The sequence below is a fragment of the Kitasatospora sp. NPDC048722 genome (assembly GCF_040650235.1).
Classification (GTDB): Bacteria; Actinomycetota; Actinomycetes; order Streptomycetales; family Streptomycetaceae; genus Kitasatospora.
Genome location: NZ_JBEZGX010000001.1, coordinates 185081 through 199674, shown reverse-complemented (window position 1 = coordinate 199674; position 14594 = coordinate 185081). Strand labels below are relative to the sequence as shown.

The 14594-nt window shown below is 74.2% G+C and carries 11 protein-coding genes; 2 read left to right on the top strand and 9 right to left on the bottom strand.

Features of this window, described 5'->3' with window-relative positions; translation table 11 throughout:
* Positions 1–433 precede the first annotated feature (433 nt).
* From AB0C76_RS00850 to AB0C76_RS00835, 4 genes are all read right to left on the bottom strand, one after another.
* Positions 434–1897, bottom strand: coding sequence for a pyridoxal-dependent decarboxylase (locus AB0C76_RS00850; RefSeq protein ID WP_359957525.1), 1464 nt, complete (start codon positions 1895–1897; stop codon positions 434–436).
* A gap of 149 nt (positions 1898–2046) precedes the next feature.
* Complete coding sequence (locus AB0C76_RS00845) at positions 2047–3582, bottom strand: diaminobutyrate--2-oxoglutarate transaminase family protein (protein WP_359957522.1); 1536 nt, start codon at positions 3580–3582, stop codon at positions 2047–2049.
* Between the two features lie 210 nt (positions 3583–3792).
* A complete protein-coding gene (locus tag AB0C76_RS00840) occupies positions 3793–4506 on the bottom strand; it encodes a response regulator (protein WP_359958079.1) in 714 nt (237 codons plus the stop codon).
* A gap of 59 nt (positions 4507–4565) precedes the next feature.
* Positions 4566–6311 (bottom strand): sensor histidine kinase, encoded by a 1746-nt coding sequence (locus AB0C76_RS00835; protein ID WP_359957519.1) that lies wholly within the window; start codon positions 6309–6311, stop codon positions 4566–4568.
* Between the two features lie 247 nt (positions 6312–6558).
* Here AB0C76_RS00835 and AB0C76_RS00830 point away from each other — a divergent pair, with 247 nt between their 5' ends.
* The gene (locus AB0C76_RS00830) at positions 6559–8025 is read left to right on the top strand and encodes a cation:dicarboxylase symporter family transporter (RefSeq protein ID WP_359957516.1); all 1467 of its coding nucleotides are present in this window, start codon (positions 6559–6561) and stop codon (positions 8023–8025) included.
* Positions 8026–8273: 248 nt separating this feature from the next.
* On the opposite strand, the gene AB0C76_RS00825 is transcribed toward AB0C76_RS00830, so the two are convergent.
* The gene (locus AB0C76_RS00825; RefSeq protein WP_359957513.1) at positions 8274–9230 is read right to left on the bottom strand and encodes a hypothetical protein; all 957 of its coding nucleotides are present in this window, start codon (positions 9228–9230) and stop codon (positions 8274–8276) included.
* 5 nt (positions 9231–9235) lie between these two features.
* Complete coding sequence (locus tag AB0C76_RS00820) at positions 9236–9928, bottom strand: RNA polymerase sigma factor (RefSeq protein WP_359957510.1); 693 nt, start codon at positions 9926–9928, stop codon at positions 9236–9238.
* Positions 9929–10184: 256 nt separating this feature from the next.
* Here AB0C76_RS00820 and AB0C76_RS00815 point away from each other — a divergent pair, with 256 nt between their 5' ends.
* A complete protein-coding gene (locus AB0C76_RS00815; RefSeq protein ID WP_359957507.1) occupies positions 10185–10556 on the top strand; it encodes a hypothetical protein in 372 nt (123 codons plus the stop codon).
* Between the two features lie 87 nt (positions 10557–10643).
* Here AB0C76_RS00815 and AB0C76_RS00810 read toward each other — a convergent pair whose 3' ends face one another.
* The 3 genes from AB0C76_RS00810 to AB0C76_RS00800 all read right to left on the bottom strand — a co-directional run bounded on the left by AB0C76_RS00810 (position 10644) and on the right by AB0C76_RS00800 (position 14392).
* Positions 10644–11468 carry an MHYT domain-containing protein gene (locus AB0C76_RS00810; RefSeq protein ID WP_359957505.1) on the bottom strand — a complete coding sequence of 275 codons (825 nt, stop codon included), beginning with the start codon at positions 11466–11468 and terminating at the stop codon, positions 10644–10646.
* Between the two features lie 304 nt (positions 11469–11772).
* Positions 11773–13158 (bottom strand): cytochrome P450, encoded by a 1386-nt coding sequence (locus AB0C76_RS00805; RefSeq protein WP_359957502.1) that lies wholly within the window; start codon positions 13156–13158, stop codon positions 11773–11775.
* 166 nt (positions 13159–13324) lie between these two features.
* Positions 13325–14392, bottom strand: coding sequence for an RNA ligase (ATP) (locus tag AB0C76_RS00800; RefSeq protein WP_359957499.1), 1068 nt, complete (start codon positions 14390–14392; stop codon positions 13325–13327).
* Positions 14393–14594 lie beyond the last annotated feature (202 nt).

The following is a 14594-nucleotide window of genomic DNA, read 5'->3' as shown; positions in this document are numbered from 1 at the left end:
GTTCACAGAAGTGCACGGCGGGTAGGCGGAGTTCACCCCTAGGTGCGGGTGGACCCGTCGCAGTGGAGGATGCGCGCCTGGTCAGGCGGCCTGACCCGAGATGCCGTGTGCGCATTGTGGGGCGGCGACCACCCGAAGTTACCGTCGCCGTTCGGGATCCCCGCAAGCCCTGCACAGGGGTTGGCGAAATGTGATCAGCGGTCGGCCGAAATCAGCCTGTACAGCCATCCGGAGTGTGTCCACGAAGATATGGCGGAGGTCGGCGAATATCGCCCGGACAGCCTCTCACACCAGTGTGGCTTCCTCCAACGCGGCGACGGAAAAAGGGATTTGTTTTGGAATCGCCGCCCCCTCGGCCCCGCCACGCCGACCGGCTCGACCGGCTCGACCGGACCGGAGTGCCCGCCCCGAGCCGGCCCGTGCCCCCGGTGACCTAGCCGGGCCGTTCCCCGGCGACCTTGCGGCCCGCCTTGACCACCTCGCGCAGCAGGGCGCCGACCTCCCCCGGCGTGGTGTGGGGGTTGAGGAGCGTCAGCTTCAGCCGCACCCTTCCGGGGCCCTCCCCCGGCAGTTCGGTGCGGCCGACCACGGCCCGTCCGCTGCGCAGCAGCAACCGGCGCAGCTGCCCGTTGAGTTCGTCGATCGCCTCGCCGCCCGTGAGACCGCGCGGGCGGAAGCGGAACAGGACAGTCGTGAGGAGGGGCTCGCCGTGGAGCTCCAGGGACGGTTCGGCGCGGACGACCTCGGCGGCGGTACGGGCGAGGTCGTGGCAGGCGTCGACGAGCCGGCCGAGCCCGTCCCGGCCGAGGGTGCGCAGCGTGACGGCGATCTTGAAGGCGTCGGCGCGGCGGGTGGTGCGCAGCGAGCGGCCGAGGAGGCTGGGGTAGCCGGCGTGTTCGTCGTCGACGGGGTTGAGGTACTCGGCGCGGCGGGCGAGGGAGACGTAGGTCTCGGCCCGGCGGACCAGGAAGACGCCGGCGGCGGCGGGTTGCCAGCCGAGCTTGTGCCAGTCGAGGGAGACGGAGTCGGCGCGGGCGATGCCGTCGAGGAGGGGGGCGAGGCGGTCGGAGAGGAGGGCGCCGCCGCCGTACGCGGCGTCGACGTGCAGCCAGGAGCCGTGGCGTGCGGCGAGGTCGGCGGCCGCGTGCAGCGGGTCGATCGCGCCGGTGTCGGTGGTGCCCGCGGTGGCGACGACGGCGATCGGGGTGTGTCCGGCCCAGGCGGTCTCGGCCAGGGCGCGTTCCAACGCTTCCGGCTCCATGCGGAGTTGGCGGTCGACGGGGACGGGGACAACGGACCGTTCGCCGAGGCCGAGCAGGGCGGCGGCGCGCTGGACGGAGAAGTGGGCGGCCTGGGAGGCGATGATGCGCGGGCTGGCGCCGGCCGGGATGCCGTCCAACTCGACGATGCCGTCCAGGCGTTGGTCGCGGGCCAGCATGAGGCCCATGAGGTTGGACTCGGTACCGCCGGAGGTGAGGACGCCCGCGGCGCGGGCGGGGTCGTAGCCGACGAGGGCGGCGAGTTCGGCGAGGATCGCGGTTTCGAGGGCGGTGGCGGCGGGGGCCTGGTCCCAGGAGTCCTGGGAGGGGTTGAGGGCGCTGACGGCGAGGTCGGCGGCGGCCGCGACGGCGAGCGGCGGGCAGTGCAGGTGGGCGGCGCAGGCGGGGTCGGCCGGGTCGGCGGCGCCGTAGGCGAGGAGTTCGGTGAGGCGGGCGAGGGCGCCGCGGCCGTGGGCACCGGAGAGGCCGTCGGCGACGAGGGCGGTGAGCTCGGCGGGGCTTCCGGCGGCTAGCGGTCCGGCGCGCAGGCCGGTGCCGGCGCCGAGGGCGTCGAGGACGGTGGCGAGCAGGGGGCCGAGCGCGCCCGGTCCGCCGGCGCCGCCCGCGAGGGCGTCCAACGGGGAATCCGCGCCGGGGAGTTCGTGATCGGGTTCGCGGCAGGACGCGTCATCGCGCCGGGCCCCGCGCCCGCGCTGGGGCTGGTACGTACTCTCGTCCCCCGGTTCCCGGTCGTGCGCGGGCCCGGAGCCGGCCCCCGCGCCGCCGCTCACCTGCCCTCCCGTACGCTCTCGGCGCCCCGGGCCGCCACCGCACCGTCCCGGCCCGACGCGGACGATCCCGCCGACCTGCTCAAACCCGCCGGTCCTGCCGGTCCTGCCGGTCCCGCCCATCCCGCCGGCCCTGCCGGTCCCGCCCATCCCGCCGGTCCCGCCGCTGCGGACGAGGGCGCCGCCGAACTCGCCGAGGCGATCGCGTCGGCGAGCCGGTCGAACACCGCGGCGGCCTGTTCGTCCGTGATGGTGAGCGGCGGGAGGAGCCGCAGGACGGCGTCGTGGCGCCCGCCGAGTTCGACGATCAGGCCGCGTTCCAGGCAGGCCTCACGGACCCGGACGGCGAACGCCGGGTCGGCCGGGCGCGCGCCGCACGCGTCGGGCTCGGCCGTGGCGTCGACGAGTTCGACGCCGAGCATCAGGCCGCGCCCGCGGACGTCACCGATGGCGGGCAGTTCGGCGGCGAGGTCGCGCAGCCGTGTCGTCAACCGGTCGCCGACGACGGTGGCGCGCTCGGCGAGGCCGTGGGCGGCGACGTACCGGAGGGTGGCGGCACCGGCGGCCATGGCGAGGGTGTTGCCGCGGAAGGTGCCGGTGTGGGCGCCGGGCCGCCAGCCGTCGTAGTCCTCGCGGTAGACGACGACGGCGAGCGGGAGGCTGCCGCCGATGGCCTTGGAGAGCACCATGGCGTCCGGGACGACGCCGCTGTGCTCGACGGCCCACATCCGCCCGGTGCGGCCGACGCCGGTCTGCACCTCGTCGACGATCAGCGGGATGCCGCGCTCGGCGGTGATGCGGCGCATCGCGCGCAGCCAGCCGTCGGGTGCGGGCACGACGCCGCCCTCGCCCTGGACGGCCTCCAGGACCATGGCGGCGGGGGTGGTGACGCCGCCGGACGGGTCGTCCAGCAGCCGTTCGACGTAGGTGGCGGAGAGGTCGGCGCCCGCGTCGCCGCCGACGCCGAACGGGCAGCGGTAGCCGTACGGGTAGGGCAGCCGGACGACGTCCCCGCCGCTCGGCAGGGGCTCCTTGACGGCGGTGTTGCCGGTGAGGGCGAGGGCGCCGGCGGTCATGCCGTGGTAGGCGCCGGTGAAGGCGAGGGCGCCTGCGCGGCCGGTGGCGGTCTGCATCAGCTTGAGCGCGGCCTCGACGGCGTCCGTCCCGGCCGGACCGCAGAAGTGCACCCGGGCGCGGGCGGCGAACTCCGGGGGCAGGCTCTCGAACAGGGCGGTGGTGAAGTCGTCCTTCTCCGCGGTGGCGAGGTCGAGCAGGTGCAGCGGCGCGCCGCTGTCGAGGGTGCGGCGGATCGCCTCCAGCACCACCGGGTGGTTGTGCCCGAGGGCGAGCGTCCCGGCGCCGGAGAGGCAGTCGAGGTAGCGCCGCCCGTCCGCGCCCTCGACGGTCATGCCGTTCGCCCGGACCGGGACGATGGGGAACGAGCGGGCGTACGTCCGGGCGGAGGACTCGCGGACGCGCTGGCGGCGCAGGACGGCCTCGCCGGGCGCCTGGGCGGGAATGGCGGCGAGCGACAAGACGTACCCCCAGGAGAAGTTAGGTAAGCCTAACTTTATCGCCCGCGACCTGGCCGGACGGTCAGGGGTACCCGGAACCACCCGACCGGGTGAACCTCCCCGTCTTCACCAACGAGCGTCCGGGCCAACGGTCACGGCCGCACGGCGGAATATTTTCGGGGATCGCGCCGCCGACTCTCTGGGGCTCCGCGCGCCAGGGCCTCCACAGCCTCACGCGCGGCGCCCGGCCGACCCGTCCCCCGCCTTCCAGCGGTAGCAGAGCTCCGGCCGCCCGACGCTCCCGTACTGCGGCTCGCGCACGGCGAGCCCGGTGTCGACGAGGTGTTCGAGGTACCTGCGCGCGGTGATCCGCGAGACCCCGGCCGCAGCGCCCGCCGCGGCGGCCGACAGCCCGGTCGCGGCCTCGCGCAGCACGCCCGCGACGGTGTCGAGGGTCGGCGCACTGAGTCCCTTCGGCAGGGCGTTCCGCTCGGGCGTGCGGAGCAGGGCGAGCGCCTGGTCGACCTCGTCCTGGCCGGTCGCCTCGCCGGTGCGGCCGAGGCTGTCGCGGTAGCGGGCGTAGCGTTCGAGGCGGTCGTGCAGGGCGGCGGCGCTGAACGGCTTCAGCAGGTACTGGACGACCCCCGCCGAGACCGCCTGCCGGACCATGGCGAGGTCGCGGGCCGAGGTCACCGCGATGATGTCGGTGGTGTGGCCGGCGGCGCGCAGCGTGCGGCAGAGCTGGAGGCCGTGGCCGTCCGGCAGGTAGAGGTCGAGCAGGGTGAGTCCGACGGGGGTCCCGGCGGCGCGGGCGCGCTCCAGGAAGCGCAGCGCGTCGGCGCAGCTGTGGACCGTACCGACGGCGCGGAAGCCGGGCTCGCGCCCGACGTAGAGGGTGTGCGCGGCGGCGGCGACGGGGTCGTCCTCGACGATCAGCACCGGGATGCCGGGCGCGCCGGCCGGGGCGGCGGCCCCGGAGGCGTCCGGCGACCCGAAGCCCGCGGTCACGAGACCACCTCCGCCGTTCTCTCCGCCTTGCCGGCGCCGCCGGCCGTCCTCGCTCCGCCGGTCTTCCCCGCTGCGCCTGCCGTCCCAGCTTCGCCGGTCTTCCCGGCGAGGGGCAGCCGGACGGTGAGCACCGCGCCGCGGTCGCGGCCGACCTCGACGGTGCCGCCGTTGCGCCGCGCGGCCTGCGCGACGAGGGCCAGTCCGAGGCCGTGGCCGCGGCCGTCCTGCTTGGTGCTCCAGCCGCGCCGGAACACGTCCTCGACGGCGGCCGGGTCGATGCCCGCCCCGGTGTCGGCGACGCGCAGCACCAGGTGGTCGTCCGCGTCGTCGATCCGCGCCGTCACGGTGACCTCCGGCGGGGCGGGGCTGTCGGCGGCGCCGGCGATCGCGGCGTCCACGGCGTTGTCGATCAGGTTGCCGAGGACGGTGATGAGGTCGCGGGCGGAGAGGTCCGGCGGCAGGACGCCGTCGTCGATGCGGCTATCCTCGGCGAGGGTCAGTTCCACTCCGCGCTCGGCCGCCTGGGCGGCCTTGCCGAGCAGCAGCGCGGCCAGGACGGGTTCGCTGACGGCTGCGACGACCCGGTCGGTGAGCTGCTGGGCGAGGGCGAGTTCGGCGGTCGCGAACTCCACCGCCTGTTCGTGGCGTCCGAGTTCGATGAGCGAGACGACGGCGTGCAGCCGGTTGGCGGCTTCGTGGGCCTGTGCGCCGAGCGCCTCGGTGAAGCCACGCACGGAGTCCAACTCGCCACTGAGCGACTGCAGTTCGGTGTGGTCGCGAAGGGTGACGACGCGGCCGAGACCGGTACCGATGGTGGACGTGTTGAGCACGACGACCCGTTCGGCGGTCAGGTGCACCTCGTCGCGGACCGGACCGTCGCCCAGCACGGCCGCGACGAGCGCCTCCGGAAGGCCGAGCCCGGCGACCGGACGTCCCTCCACCACCCCTTCCAGGCCCAGGAGTTCGCGGGCGGCGTCGTTGCACAGCACCACCCGGTGGGCGCGGTCGAGCAGGACCAGGCCCTCGCGCACCGAGTGCAGGGTCGCCTGGTGGTACTCGTAGAGGTGGCTGAGCTCGGCCGGGCCCATGCCGTGGGTGTGCCTGCGCAGACGGGAGTTGGCGAGGTACGTGCCGACCCCGCCGACCGCGAGCGCGGCCAACGCCACCCCGACCAGCGCCAGCAGTGGGCCGGTCAGCTGCTCGGAGATGCTCTCCAGTGTGATGCCCGCGCTCACGAGCGCGATCACCCGGTGCTGCTCGTCCAGGACCGGCGTGACCACCCGCACCGACGGGCCGAGCGTGCCGGTGTACGTCTCGCTGCGGGTCTGCCCGGCGAGCGCCCAGTCGATGTGGCCGAGGAAGCGCTTGCCGATCTGCTCCGGCAGGGGGTGGGTCCAGCGCACGCCGTCGGTGTTCATGACGGTGATGAACGAGACCCCGGTGTCGACGCGGACCTGCTCGGCGTATGGCTGGAGGACGGCGGTCGGGTCGGGCCCGGTGACGGCGGCGCGGACGGTCGGCGAGTCGGCGACCGCGTGGGCGACGGCGGTCACCTCGCGGCGGGCCGCCTCCTCGGTGCGGTCGGCGGTGAACAGGTACGCGAGGACGGCACCGCCCGCCACCACGGCGGCCACGATGACGACCTGGACGGCGAACAGCTGTCCGGCCAGGCTGCGGACCAGGCGGCGCGGGTCGGGGAGCAGCCGGCGCGGCGCGGTGGCGGTGGGGGTGCGCACGGACATGCCTGCCAGTGTGCACCACGGGTCCGCGCGTCCCGGGGGTGCGCGCGCCCCGCGGCGGGCCCGGGACGGGTGCGGTGCGGGCCCGGGGCGACTGTGGGCCCGGGACGCGCGGGCCCGGGGCGACTGCGGGTGTGACTGCGGCTATGAACTCTATGAACGCAAACGTGACCCCCGTCACTCCCGGGCCTGATAGTCGGAGCGGCCCACCACCCGGGGCCGCCAGGACTGCAGGGCGAAGGAGCCGCAGATGTCGATCACTGGAGCCGCAAAGCCGTCGGGGGGCAGACGCGAGGAGGAGCCGGACGGGCACCGCACGGAGGGGGCCGCGCAGCCTCCCGCCTCGAAGCGGGACCGCACCCACTACCTCTACCTCGCCGTCATCGCCGCCGTGCTCGCCGGCGTGGTGGTCGGCCTCGCCGCCCCGGAGTTCGCGGTCGGGCTGAAGCCGATCGGGACGGGCTTCGTCAACCTGATCAAAATGATGATCAGTCCGGTCATCTTCTGCACCATCGTGCTCGGCATCGGCTCGGTCACCAAGGCCGCCAAGGTCGGCAAGGTCGGCGGACTGGCCATCGGCTACTTCCTCGCCATGTCGACGGTCGCCCTCGCGATCGGGCTCGTGGTCGGCAACCTCCTGGAGCCCGGCAGCGGCCTGCACCTCACCGCCGCGCTGGCCAAGTCAGGCCACGCGCAGGCGGCGGCCGGCGGCGCGCAGTCCACCTCCGACTTCCTGCTCGGCATGATCCCGAACACCCTGGTCTCGGCCCTCACCGAGGGCAAGGTGCTGCAGACCCTGCTGGTCGCACTGCTCGTCGGCTTCGCCCTGCAGGCGATGGGACCGGCCGGCGCCCCGGTGCTCCGCGGCGTCGAGCACGTCCAGCGACTGGTGTTCCGGGTCATGGCGATGATCATGTGGGTCGCGCCGATCGGCGCGTTCGGCGCCATGGCGGGCGTGGTCGGGGCGACCGGCACGGCGGCGCTCAAGAGCCTCGCCGTCATCATGATCGGCTTCTACGTCACCTGCGCCCTGTTCGTCGTGGTGGTGCTCGGCGCGCTGCTGCGGCTGGTCGCCGGGGTCAACGTGTTCGCGCTGCTGCGTTACCTCGGCCGCGAGTTCCTGCTGATCCTCTCCACATCCTCGTCCGAGAGCGCGCTTCCGCGCCTCATCGCCAAGATGGAGCATCTGGGCGTCAGCCGCCCGGTCGTCGGCATCACCGTGCCGACCGGCTACAGCTTCAACCTGGACGGCACCGCGATCTACCTCACCATGGCGTCGATCTTCATCTCCGAGGCGATGGACAAGCCGATGTCGATCGGCGAGCAGCTGTCGCTTCTGGTCTTCATGGTGATCGCCAGCAAGGGCGCGGCCGGGGTCACCGGTGCCGGGCTCGCCACCCTGGCCGGCGGACTGCAGTCGCACAAGCCCGCGCTGGTGGACGGGGTCGGGCTGATCGTCGGCATCGACCGGTTCATGTCGGAGGCCCGGGCGCTGACGAACTTCGCGGGCAACGCGGTCGCCACCGTCCTGATCGGGCGCTGGACGGGCGAGTTCGACGCGGAGCGGGCGCGCCGGGTGCTCGCGGGCGAGCTGCCGTTCGACGAGCAGACGCTCATCGACACGCACGGCGGGCAGGACGCGGCGCCGGCGGCCGTGAGCCCGGCTCCGGCACCCGAGGGCGTCCCGGTCACGAGCGGCGCCACGACGGCAGCCTGACGGCCTCGCCCCGACTCCCCCGGCCCGGCGCCGCCTGACCAACCCCCGGAACGGCGCCGGGCCGGGGATGCCGCCGAGGGCTGAGCGGCGGCAATCGACAGCTGACAGATAACAGATTTCAACATCTGTTATCTGTCAGCTGTTATCTGTTCGCCGTCCGCCGTCCGCTGTCCGCCGTTCACTCTTTCGCCGTCCGCTGTCGCCCACCGGCCACCGCGCGCCCGGCGCACCCTCCGCCACTCCCGCCGTCACAACTCCTCTGACCCGCTGACCGCCCACGCCAGCCCGCACGCCGGATCCTCCAGAGCCAGGTGCAGGTGCCGCAGGCCGTCCGTCGGCTCGCACCACGTGAAGCAGCGCATCCGGGCCACCAGCGCGTTCACCTCGCCCCGGTCCGGGCCGTCCGCGCCCGCCATCGCCGCCAGCGCCCGCCACAGCGCGAGCCGCCCGTGCGCCGTGCCCCGCGCCGGATCGACCGCCCCCGCCTGCACCAGCGCGGGCACGGCGAGCGCGAACGGCAGGTACCCGCCGGTCACCAGCGCACTGCGGGCCAGATGGGCGGCCGCCTGCGGCGCCGGCCCGCGCACACAGGCCACCTCCGCCCAGTCCACCAGCTCGGCGAGCACCCGGGTGGCCCGCTGCCCGCGCAGCCGCCGCCCCGGGTCGGGCAGCGCCACGGGCCCGAGGCCCTCCCGGCTGGCCGGCAGCGTCAGCACCGCACTGCGCGCACCCCCTCGGGGCAGGTAGTCGCGGACCCGCACCCCCTCGCCCCACCCCGCCGCCTCCCACGGCTCCAACAGCAGCGGCACGCCCTCCGAATCGGGCTCGGCGCCGTAGGACAGGTCCTCCCCGATCAGCACCCGCGTGTGCGCGACCAGCCGCCGCACGCGCGCCGGGACGAGTAGCGGCGCCAGCCTCAGCCACGAGTGCCGGGTCGCCAGCACCTCCCACAGCGGTCCCGCGTCGTGGTCGCCCGGTCCGGCGACCGCGCCCGGTCCACCGTCCCGGTCGAACAACCGCACGGCCACCTCCGGCGGCGCCGCGTACGCGATCAGATGGCCCAGCGGCGCGGCCTCCGCCGCCCCGAAGAGCTCGCCGCAGCGCGCCACCGCCGCCGCTCGGGCCCGCCGGTAGGCGGCCAGCAGTTCGGGCCAGCGGCCCTCGTCGGCCAGGGCGCGCAGACGGCGGTCCTCGTACGTGATCACGATTTTCAGCGTACGGGCCGGGACGTCACATCAGCTGACTTGCCGTCAGTTCGGTGCGTCGGGGCAACGCGCACACCGCCCTCACCGCCCTCACCGCCCTCACCGCCACAGCCGACGCTCCTGCGGCCGCGCTCGCCCGCAGCCGCCCGCTCGCGCTCGACGACGGCGCGCAGGCGCACATGGGCGCGGCGCCGGGTGACCGCCAGCGTGCTGCGGTGGAGACCGAGGAGCTCCGCGGCCTCGTCGACGCTGTAGCCGTCGAGGTCCACCAGGACCACCACCCTGGCCTGCTTGGCGGTCAGACAGCGCAGCAGCCGGACCACCTCCCACCGCGCCTGGAGCTCGGCCATCCCGCCACCCGACGGATCGGCCGCCGCGCGCTCGCGCTCCCGCCCCCGCTCCGCCGGTTCGGGCACCGCCACCCGGCGCCGCTCCCGCCGCCACTGGTCGCGCAGGATGTTCGCCATCGTCGTGAACACGTAGGCGTACGGCTGCGGATGGCCGAGGAACCGCTCCGGGCGCCGGGCGATCCGCAGGTACGCGTCGTGGACGATGTCACCCGCCGCGAACGGGCTCCCGGCGAGCGAGGCGGCCGCCTGGTGGAGCCTCGGCAGCATTTCCGTGAACACCCGGTTGAAATCGGTCGGTTCGCCGCCCAGATCACGTCCGCCGGCACATCGATCGGTCAATTCCGCCATGCCGTTCTCCCCGGAAGTCGGCACCCGAACACCCAGCTGGAGCCCGCCCCAATCAGGCGCAGACATGTGACTCAGCTCACATCATAGTTCGTCGTCTCACTGTACGCGCTCAATCGTGTGCAATGCGTCATCGTCCGCACGGAGAACGGGAATTCGCCGCGGCGCACCGGCTCGAACCGGCTCCCGCCGGCACTCCCGGACTCCGGACGGCCTGGACGCTCCGCCCGATTCGAACGACCGAGCGAGGAGAACCACCATGCCGGGTCGCATCGCCAGGAAGATCACCACGTTCGGGGCCGCGGCCGCCGCCGCCCTCGGCATCCTCGGCACGACCACCCTGCCCGCCACCGCCGACGCCGCGGCCGACCAGACCATCACCGCCGGCCCGAACGCCGCCGCCGCCGACGCCGTCACCGCCTCCTACCACTGCGTCATCACGGCCAACTACGGCTGGCGCTGGGAGGGCAAGTGCAACATCTACTCGGGTGAACTGCGGACCATCACCTACTGCGCCAACGGCACGTCCAGCACCGGCCTGTGGATCGGCGCGCGGCCGGCGGCGTGGGACGTGTGGGGCAACTGCCCGAACTCGACCTGGACCCGCGTGCTGTTCCAGAGCCGGGGCTGATCCCCGAAGCGCGGGTCTGACCGTGGGTGCCGCACCGACCGGGCGACACCCCGCCCGCACACCTGCCGCGCCCGTACACGGGCGCCCTCAGGCCGCCCGGTCGTGCCGACGGGGGTCAGCGGACGCGGGCGCGGCAGGTGCCGGGAACTCCTCGATGGTGAGTTCGCCCGCCGCGCGGCGGCCGGCCCGGTCCCGGGCGGGCGGGGACAGCGCGACGAAGGCCGCGGCGAGGAAGAGGAAGGAACCGAGACCCACGGCGAGCGGGAAGATGAACTCCATGGGGCTCGCTCCGCCGGGGCCGGTCCGGGTGGGTTCGGGGTGGACGTGGACGGCGGCCATGCCCGTGTAGTGCATGCAGCTCACCGCGAGCCCCATGACCAGCGAGGCCGCTGCCGCCGCGAAACCGTTGCGGATGGTGACGGCGGCCCAGAGCGCGGCGGTGGAGGCGCCGACCGCGACCAGCGCGGACAGCGCGACCGTCCCGGAGTCGTAGCGCAGGCCGGCGCGCATCCGCACAGCGGCCATGCCGAGGTAGTGCATCGCGGCGACGCCGAGGCCGGTGATGAGGCCGCCGACCAGGAGGGCGGGTCCGCGGGGAGCGCGGCAGGCGACGACGGCGAGGCCGAGGCCGGTGACCAGCACCGCGACCAGCAGGCTCAGCACGGTCAGCGGGACGTCGTAGCGCAGTTCGGTGCCCTCGACGGTGAAGCCGGACATGGCGACAAAGTGCATCGCCCAGATGCCCGAGCCGATCGCGGCGGCGGCCGTCAGGAGCCAGTTCCGGCGGGCGACGCCGGTCGCGGCGAGGGCGCGCAGGGTGCAGCGCAGGCCGAGTGCGGCGCCCGCGCATGCCAGGACGTACGAGAGCGTGGGCGTCAGCCAGCCGGAGCCGAGGTGATTGACACTTCCCATGGGACCTCCGGTCGACCCGTCCCTGTCATATGCCGGACGCTCATGCGGCCCCGGTCCGGGATGCGTGGGACGCTACCGAGCACTGGCACTGGCCAGCGGAAGATCCGAAAAGCTGCCCGCGAGGCGGGAGTCGTGTGCTCGAATGGATCGGTTGTGGGTCCCGGGACCGTTGAGCCTGGTGGACCGGGCGGGTGCGCAGCGACGAACAGCGGGCGGCGAACAGCGAACAGGTTTCAGATGACAGATGACAGATGTTGAAATCTGTCATCTGTTCGCCGGTCCCTGCCCCGCCACCCGCACCGGATCACCGCGGCGCCACCCGGATCCGCATCGGGCTCGCCGTCCGCAGGGTGATCCCCTGGGCGAGCGCCACCCGGTGGTCGACCACCTCCAGGTCGAAGTCCCGCAGCAGCACGCCCAGCGCCAGCACCGCCTCCAGCATCGAGAAGTGCTGCCCGATGCACGCCCGCGGACCGCCCCCGAACGGGAACCACGCGTACCGGTGCCGCCCCTTCTCCCGCTCCGGCAGGAAGCGGTCGGGGTCGAAGCGGTCCGGCTCCTCCCAGTGGTCGGGGTGCCGGTGGGTGACCCACGGCACCACGAGTACCTGCGAGCCCCCCGGCAGGACGTACCCGCCGATGACCGTCTCCTCCACCGAGCGCCGCCCGATCAGCGAAGCCGCCGGGTAGAGGCGCATCGCCTCCTTCAACACCCGCGTGATGTAGGGCAGTTCCTCCAGGTCCGCGGCAGTCGGCGCCCGACCGCCGAGCACCTTCTCCGCCTCCTCCTGCGCGAGCCGGCGCTGCTCCGGGTGCCCGGCGAGCAAGTGCAGGGCGAAGGCGAGCGAGGTCGCCGTCGTCTCGTGCCCGGCGAGCAGGAACACCAGGACCTGGTCCCGAAGTTCGTCCCGGTCCAGCTGCTCGCCGTCCTCGCCGCGCGCCTGCTCCAGCAGCGTCAGCAGGTCGTCCGCGCCGGGGTCGGCACCGCGCACCGCCCGATCGGCGATGATCCGGTCGCAGACCGCGTACAGGTCCCGCTGGGCCCCGACGCCCCGCCGGTTGCCCGGGGTCGGCCAGTGGCGCGGCAGCCGGATCGGGGCGACGCCCCGGTCCTGGACGTAGGCGCCGAGCACCGGGAAGCTGCGGTGGACGACCGCCACCGCCTCCTCCACGTCCGCGCCGAACAGGATCCGCGACACCGTGCGCAGCGCGAACCTCGACATCTCGTCCGCCGCGTCCACGACGCCGTCCGGCACCGCGCGCCAGCGCGCCGTGAGGGCCCGGGACTCCAGCGCGATCGCGTCCGCGTAGCCGTCCACCCGGCGGCGGGTGAACAGCGGCTGGACGAGCCTGCGCTGGCGCTGGTAGTCGTCGTCCTGGCTGGTGAGCAGGCCGTTGCCGACGCTGGTCCGCAGCTCGTCGTAGAAGGCGTTCTCCTTGCGGAAGTTGGCGGCCTCGCCGCCGAGCACCTGCTGGGCGCCCTCGGGGGAGAACACCGCGTAGAGGTCCGTGCCGAGGCCGATCGGCCCGACGTGGAAGCGGACCAGGTCGCCGTAGTCGCGCCGGGCGTCGCGCAGGGTGCGCAGCGGGCGGCGGCCGATGTCGAGTCCGGAGCCCACGAGGGGCAGGCCGGGCGGTCCGGGTATCGAGCGGGTGGGGGCGGCAGGTGCGGGGGCGGCGGCGATCGTCATCGGGTCTCCTTCTCCACGGCGCCCCGACAACCTAACTGAGCGGTAATCACCGGCGGAAGGGTGCGCGGCGAGGGCGGGCTCCCACCGAACGCGCCCGGTCGGCCCGAACGCGCTCACCCCCGTGCTCGCCCCACTCCCGCCCCCACTCCTGCTCCTGCTCCCGCCCCTACTCGTACTCGGTTCCGCCCTTGCGGGTCAGGTACGCGTCGCCGACCACCTTGGCGATCGCCCGGCTCCCGAGCCGCGGGCTCCAGCGCTCGGTCACCGGCCGGATCACCACGCCTTCGCGCATGTGGAGTCCGCGCCCGGAGACGGTCTCCTCTCCCTGGGCGAGCTCCAGCACCGTGTCGGGGTCGAACGGTCCGCGCCACAGCTCGGGCGCCAGCGGCAGCCGGCCGTCGAGCAGATCGGCCGCGGACAGCCAGCGCAGTTGCCCGTCGACCACGGCGGAGACGTCGAACGCGGCGTAGCCGGGCAGTTGGCTCCGGCCGGAGGCGCCGTACGTCAGGTCCTGGACGCCCGCGCCGAAGACCTCGCCGAAGATGCCGACGCGCTCGGCACCGAGCAGCTCGGCCAGCCGAGCGGCCACGTCCGGTATGCCGTGGGCGCGCACGGCGCGCCAGTAGAGGTTGCGCTCGTCCTCGGCCAGGGCGAGCCCCTGCGCGCCGATGCCCTTGGACGACACGTGCACCTCGCCGGTGGCGGCGGTGTAGGTGACGAGGCAGCAGCTGCCGTGCAGCTTCTCGGTGATCACGACGGGCTCGCCGGGCTCGAAGACGTCCGGGTAGCGCTTGAGGTTCTCGATGTCCACCCAGGGCAGGAGGTCGGGCGCACTGACGACGTCGCCGTTCATCGACGTGGGGATCGGCGGCTGCCACTTCACGATCCCGAGGGCCTCGGCGAAGTCCTCGCCGTGCTCCGCCGCGGCGGCCAGGTCGGTGCCAGCGAGCGAGGCGGGGCGGCAGACGATGCCCTGTGACAGTTCGCCGCGCAGCCGGACGGCCTTCACCCGGTCCGCCTTGCCGCCGGCCAGCTTGCCGGTCAGGCCCAGTTCGGCGATCAGTTCCTCGGGGAGCACGGACTGTTCGGGGATGTAGACGGCGTAGTCGCCGGTCCGGTACACGCCCTTCGCGACCACCGCCCGGTAGAGCCCGACCTGGGCGAGCTCCAGGGCGTCGGCGTTCGGGTGTTCCAGGACGATCAGCTTCTCGGCGGTGACGCGCAGCGTGGACATGGACGGGCTCCTCCCCGTGGTTCTCGGTGCACCCGGCCGGCCGGTCGGGTGCGGACCGCCACCACTCTGTCGGCTAGGACCACCAGGCGCGACGGAATTTCAGCGCGCCCCCGCACCTCCCCTGCTGCTCTCCCACAGCGCCCGGTCCGCGACCGCACCCCCGGTCCGCCCCAGGACCCCCAGGACCACCCCGACACCGACA

Bases quoted from the DNA above. Each gene is read 5' to 3' on its own strand.
- AB0C76_RS00800 (WP_359957499.1), bottom strand. From the start codon at position 14,392: ATGTCCACGCTGCGCGTCACCGCCGAGAAGCTGATCGTCCTGGAACAC.
- AB0C76_RS00820 (WP_359957510.1), bottom strand. From the start codon at position 9,928: ATGGCGGAATTGACCGATCGATGTGCCGGCGGACGTGATCTGGGCGGC.
- AB0C76_RS00835 (WP_359957519.1), bottom strand. From the start codon at position 6,311: ATGTCCGTGCGCACCCCCACCGCCACCGCGCCGCGCCGGCTGCTCCCC.
- AB0C76_RS00815 (WP_359957507.1), top strand. From the start codon at position 10,185: ATGCCGGGTCGCATCGCCAGGAAGATCACCACGTTCGGGGCCGCGGCC.
- AB0C76_RS00810 (WP_359957505.1), bottom strand. From the start codon at position 11,468: ATGGGAAGTGTCAATCACCTCGGCTCCGGCTGGCTGACGCCCACGCTC.
- AB0C76_RS00805 (WP_359957502.1), bottom strand. From the start codon at position 13,158: ATGACGATCGCCGCCGCCCCCGCACCTGCCGCCCCCACCCGCTCGATA.
- AB0C76_RS00830 (WP_359957516.1), top strand. From the start codon at position 6,559: ATGTCGATCACTGGAGCCGCAAAGCCGTCGGGGGGCAGACGCGAGGAG.